Annotated in this window: 2 protein-coding genes and 1 pseudogene; all 3 read right to left on the bottom strand. The window is 57.7% G+C overall.

Going from position 1 to position 4,499, the window contains the following annotated elements:
* On the bottom strand, positions 1 to 621 hold a 621-nt coding region (locus tag FOY56_RS23175; protein ID WP_281288849.1), incomplete at its 3' end, for a choice-of-anchor Q domain-containing protein.
* Positions 622 to 812: 191 nt separating this feature from the next.
* A complete protein-coding gene (locus FOY56_RS23170; protein WP_146348518.1) occupies positions 813 to 3,776 on the bottom strand; it encodes a beta strand repeat-containing protein in 2,964 nt (987 codons plus the stop codon).
* 277 nt (positions 3,777 to 4,053) lie between these two features.
* Positions 4,054 to 4,499 (bottom strand): annotated as a pseudogene (locus tag FOY56_RS23740) (Calx-beta domain-containing protein); the annotation flags it as partial.

Below are 4,499 nucleotides of genomic sequence, written 5' to 3'. Positions count from 1 at the left end.
GGCGTGGGCCGAGCCAAACACCTTCTCGAACCCCGAGATCACATCGCCCTCCGCCGAGCCGCCCGAGGCCGACTGGAAGCCGTCGCCATCAGCCGTCAGGTCCACGGTCACCCCAGAGGCAGAGTCGGTGTAGAGCACAAAGTCGACGCCGTCGCCGCCCTCCAGCCTGTCGCCATCTGCACCGCCGCGTATGTTGTCATTGCCGCCAAGGCCAAGGATCCAGTCCGCGCCCGCCCCGCCATAGAGCGTGTCATTCCCATCCGTGCCAAACATCACGTCCGGGTCGGACCCGCCGACCTGAGTGGTCAGCTGCAGCTCGAACGCGCCCAGATCGGAACTGTTACCGCCATTGTTGGCCACCCCGGACTGGTCCGCCCGACCAGCCCCCCGCGCATCCGTCGCCGGGGCCGCGCTGTCATCGCCGGCGTCTAGCGCCGGGTTCGTCACATCGCCGTTCAGCGCAATCGTCTGAACCGGCCCCCCATTGTCCGCCAGCAACCCGCCGCCGTTGGCGTCAAGGGCAGCGAACACATCGACTGACTGTTCGCCATAGGCGCCCGTAATAGACTTTGTAATATATAGCTTCCCGACCCCCACACCATACATGGTGATTTCATTCATGGGTCCTTCTGGGGACACTCTATTGCCAAGAACAATGCTATTTATCAGATCGACACGGCTACTACTGTATATTCCCTGGTAGCCGATATTGCCGGTGACGGTACTGTTCACGATGGTCAATTGCTTGTAAGGGCCACTAAACACTCCCGCGCCACCATAATTTGCGGTATTCTCAGCAACCGTAGTGGAGGTCAGTGTCGCGCTACCGTTGTTAAATAGCCCCCCCCCAATGAGCCGGCGTTTCCGCTCAGCGTGCTGTTGTTCAGGTTTATCGTCCCGATGTTGCTTATTCCCCCACCTTGACCCCCGACGTTATCCAAGATGGAACTGTTGTTTACGCTTAGCTGGCCTCTGCTGTATATTCCACCGCCAGGTCCCTCCGAAATATTTGCGCTGACATAGCTTTCGTTCAGCGTCAATGTGCCGTAGTTCAACATCCCTCCGCCACGTGCTTGAGTGGCAAATCCTGGCCCAACGCCTTCGCCCGAGGTATTCCCGCTGACGGAGCTATTGGTCATTGTCAGGTTGCCGAGGTTGGCAACACCGCCCCCTCTAATTGCTTTGCTATCGGTCACAGTGCTGTTTGTAAGGTATAGAGTCGCCGAAGCATCGATCAGAAGTGCGCCGCCGCGTTCAAGGGTACCGGTAGCAAGCCCATCAGTAATCGCCAATGCTTCAAGCGTCGAAGTTCCGCCAATGATGTGAAATACTCGCGAAGTATCGTTGCCCGAAATCGTGACATCCGCCTTATCATCCCCATCGATATCACCATCAATATAGACATCGCTGGACAGCTCCAGCTCGGCCCCGCCAAGCGTGACGGTTGCACCGGACAGTGCAGCATCAAAAGTGATGGTGCTTGCATCTGTGTTAGAATTGGCGAAGGCTAACGCCTCGCGAAGTGATGTCTCGCCATCCATCGCATCGACGGTATCTGAGGCGATGGTCACGATCAGGCTAGGGGTTTCGCTGCCGGCCTCGACCGCTCCAAGGTCGCTGATATTCGCACCATTGTTCGCCGCCGTTGCATCGTCCACACGGATGGCTCCTCGGGCATCGGTCATGGCGCCAGCTTCCGCTGCTGCTGCGTCATTCCCCGCATCCAACGCCGGGTTTGTCACGTCGCTATTAAGCGTAATGGTCTGAACCGGTCCGCCGTTGTCGGCCAGGAGCCCACCGCCATTGCCAGCCAGCGATGCGAATACATCTGCAGCTGTTCCGGAGGTGATAGAGGTCGTCGCCGTGATTGTGCCTCCGGATTCGTAGATTTCGGTGCCCGTCCCTGCGTTGTTGCCCAGTACGATGCTGTTTGTCAGCGTGGCCGTGCCACCGTTCAATATCCCACCACCCTGAGTGCTTGCTGAATTTCCGCTGATTGTGCTGTTTGTCAGCGTGGCCGTGCCACCGTTCAATATCCCACCGCCGCCGTCGGCATTATTCCCGCTGATCGTGCTGTTGGTTAGCGTCACCGTACCGCCAAGTAGGTTGGAGAACCCACCGCCATATAAATCCGCCGAGTTGCCGTTGAGCGTGCAGATGGTGAGCGTTGCGCTGCCCTCGTTGGAGATCCCGCCACCGACGATATCGGCATAGTTTGCACTGATCGTGCTGCTGGTCAGCGTTATTGTGCCACCGTTGAATATTCCACCGCCGACGTCCGCCGAATTGCCGGTAATCTTCGTATGCATCAGGCGAGCCGCCGCACCACTGGCAATGATCACTCCACCGCCGATAACGCTGCTTCCACCAGTAATAGTAAGAGCGTCCAATGTCGCTGTGCCAGCCGAGACCCTGAACACGCGCGATTCGCCATCGCCGTCGATGGTGATGTCAGCCACATCGTCATCCCCAATGATATCACCGTCAACAGTCACATCAGTGGTCAGTTCCAGCTCGGTCCCGCTCAGTGTGATCGTTGCTCCTGAAAGGGCGGCGTCAAAGGTGATTGTGCTGGCATCCACGTTCGAATTCGCAAAGGCCAACGCCTCGCGCAGCGAGGTCTGATAATCATAAGCATCGACCACATCGGAAGTCGTGGTCACGATCAGGCTGTCTGCTTCTCGCAACTCCAAGGCCCCAAGGTCGCCAAAATTCGATCCATCGTTGCCAACGCCAACGATGTCCCCGCGCTGCCCACCAGCAGCATCCGTCGCAGGAGCCACACTGTCATCCCCCGCATCCAGTGCAGGGTTCAAAACGTCGTTCAAAAGCTCAATTGTCTGCACCGTTCCACCATTGTCGGCCAGCAAACCACCGCCAGTACCTTCAATGGCAGCAAAGACGTCTGCAGCTGTCTCGCCGCCGCTGCCAGTAAGCGAATTTGTGACCGTGAACGTTCCATTATCGTTGTACTCGGCCCCTGTCGTTGCGGTGTTGCCCAGCACGATACTATTGACCAACGTTGCTGTACCCCAGTTCCCCAGACCTCCGCTATAAGCAGAATTGTTGCCGCTTACCGTGCTATTGGTCAGGGTCGCAGCCCCAAAGTTCTCAATCCCGCCGCCAGCGACGTTCTGTGCCGTATTGCCACTCAGCGTGCTGTTGGTCATCGTGGCCGTGCCGTTGTTAAAAACCCCGCCACCACTGCTGTTTGCATAATTGCCGCTGACGGTGCTGCTGTTCAGGACAGCAGTCGCAGTGAATGAAACAAATATCCCGCCGCCGCTGTAATCGGCCGAATTGCCGCTTACAGTGCTGTTGGTCAGGTTCAATGCACCGCCATAATTCTGAATCCCGCCACCGAAATAGGCTGTGTTGCCAGTTACTGCGCTGTTGATGAGATTAGCAGTAGCTCCCGTCTGTATATAGATGCCTCCGCCATTGCCCGCTCCGGCATTTCCACCTGTAATCGTAAGCGCATCCAGCGTCGACGTTCCGCCAGTCACATAGAACACCCGCGAGAGATTGCCGCCTGAGATCGTGATATCAGCGGCATTGTCTCCGTCAATATCACCCTCAATAGTCACATCCGTGGACAGCTCAAGCTCGCCCTCAGCCGCATCTAGAATGATCGTTTGACCGGACAGATAGGCCTCAAAAGTGATCGTATCAGCCCCGGCGGCCGCATCAGCAAGATCGATCGCTTCTCTCAGCGAGGTAACACCGTCAAAGGCGTCCACAACGTCGGCAGTTGTATCTACGATGAAATTGGCCATTTAAATCCTTATCGTGCACGATGTGTCTTCAAAGCTTGGGGATGCGTCTCTGCCAGCCAACAGACCTTTAATACATTATCCGGGTAAACCTTAAGGTACGCCATGAATGCTTCAACAAATACAATCGGCTTCAGTGGGTACCTTAGGTAAACTTAACCGGTGAATGCGTTTGCACTATGCAGTCAGGCCTAGCCTGGCAGACCCATGGTATCTGTACGGCAAAACACCCACGTGTAGGGCGGCGCCAGCGCCTCGGGCGTTGTGAGAGCTTTGCAGGTCAGATCACCAGGAAGCTGTCCTGGTCGATGCTCAACCCGCTGGTCAGGGTGGCGAACTGGATGGCTGCCGTGCCGCCGAGACCGTCGGCGTCGTAAGACAGCGCGCCGGTGTCGGTCTCATAGATGATCTGGGCGGTGAAGCCATTGGCGACGCCGTCCGCGTTCGCCGCAAAGGCCATCGCTGACAAAGCGCCGCCAGACAGGGCCGAGAAGATCGCCGCGTCCAGGTGGATCGCATCCTCGCCGACGCTGACGTCCGCGATCGTGTCGATGTTGCCGCCGCCAAGAACGGTGTCGAACACGAAGTCATCGCCGTCAGCCCCGCCACGCAGGTAATCCGCGCCGCCGCCGCCGTTGATCGTATCATCGCCGTCGCCGCCGAGCAGCACATTGGCCGAGGCGTTGCCGGTCAGATCATCGTCATGCGCCGAGCCGAACACGTACT

This window comes from Falsiphaeobacter marinintestinus (genome assembly GCF_007923355.1).
GTDB classification, from domain to species: Bacteria; Pseudomonadota; Alphaproteobacteria; order Rhodobacterales; family Rhodobacteraceae; genus Phaeobacter_A; species Phaeobacter_A marinintestinus.
Note: the sequence above shows the minus strand (reverse complement) of the source record. Positions and strands in the feature narration are given on the sequence as shown.

What these genes read in the sequence shown, in the direction of transcription:
- FOY56_RS23170 (WP_146348518.1), bottom strand. Translation starts at nt 3,776, where the DNA reads ATGGCCAATTTCATCGTAGATACAACTGCCGACGTTGTGGACGCCTTT.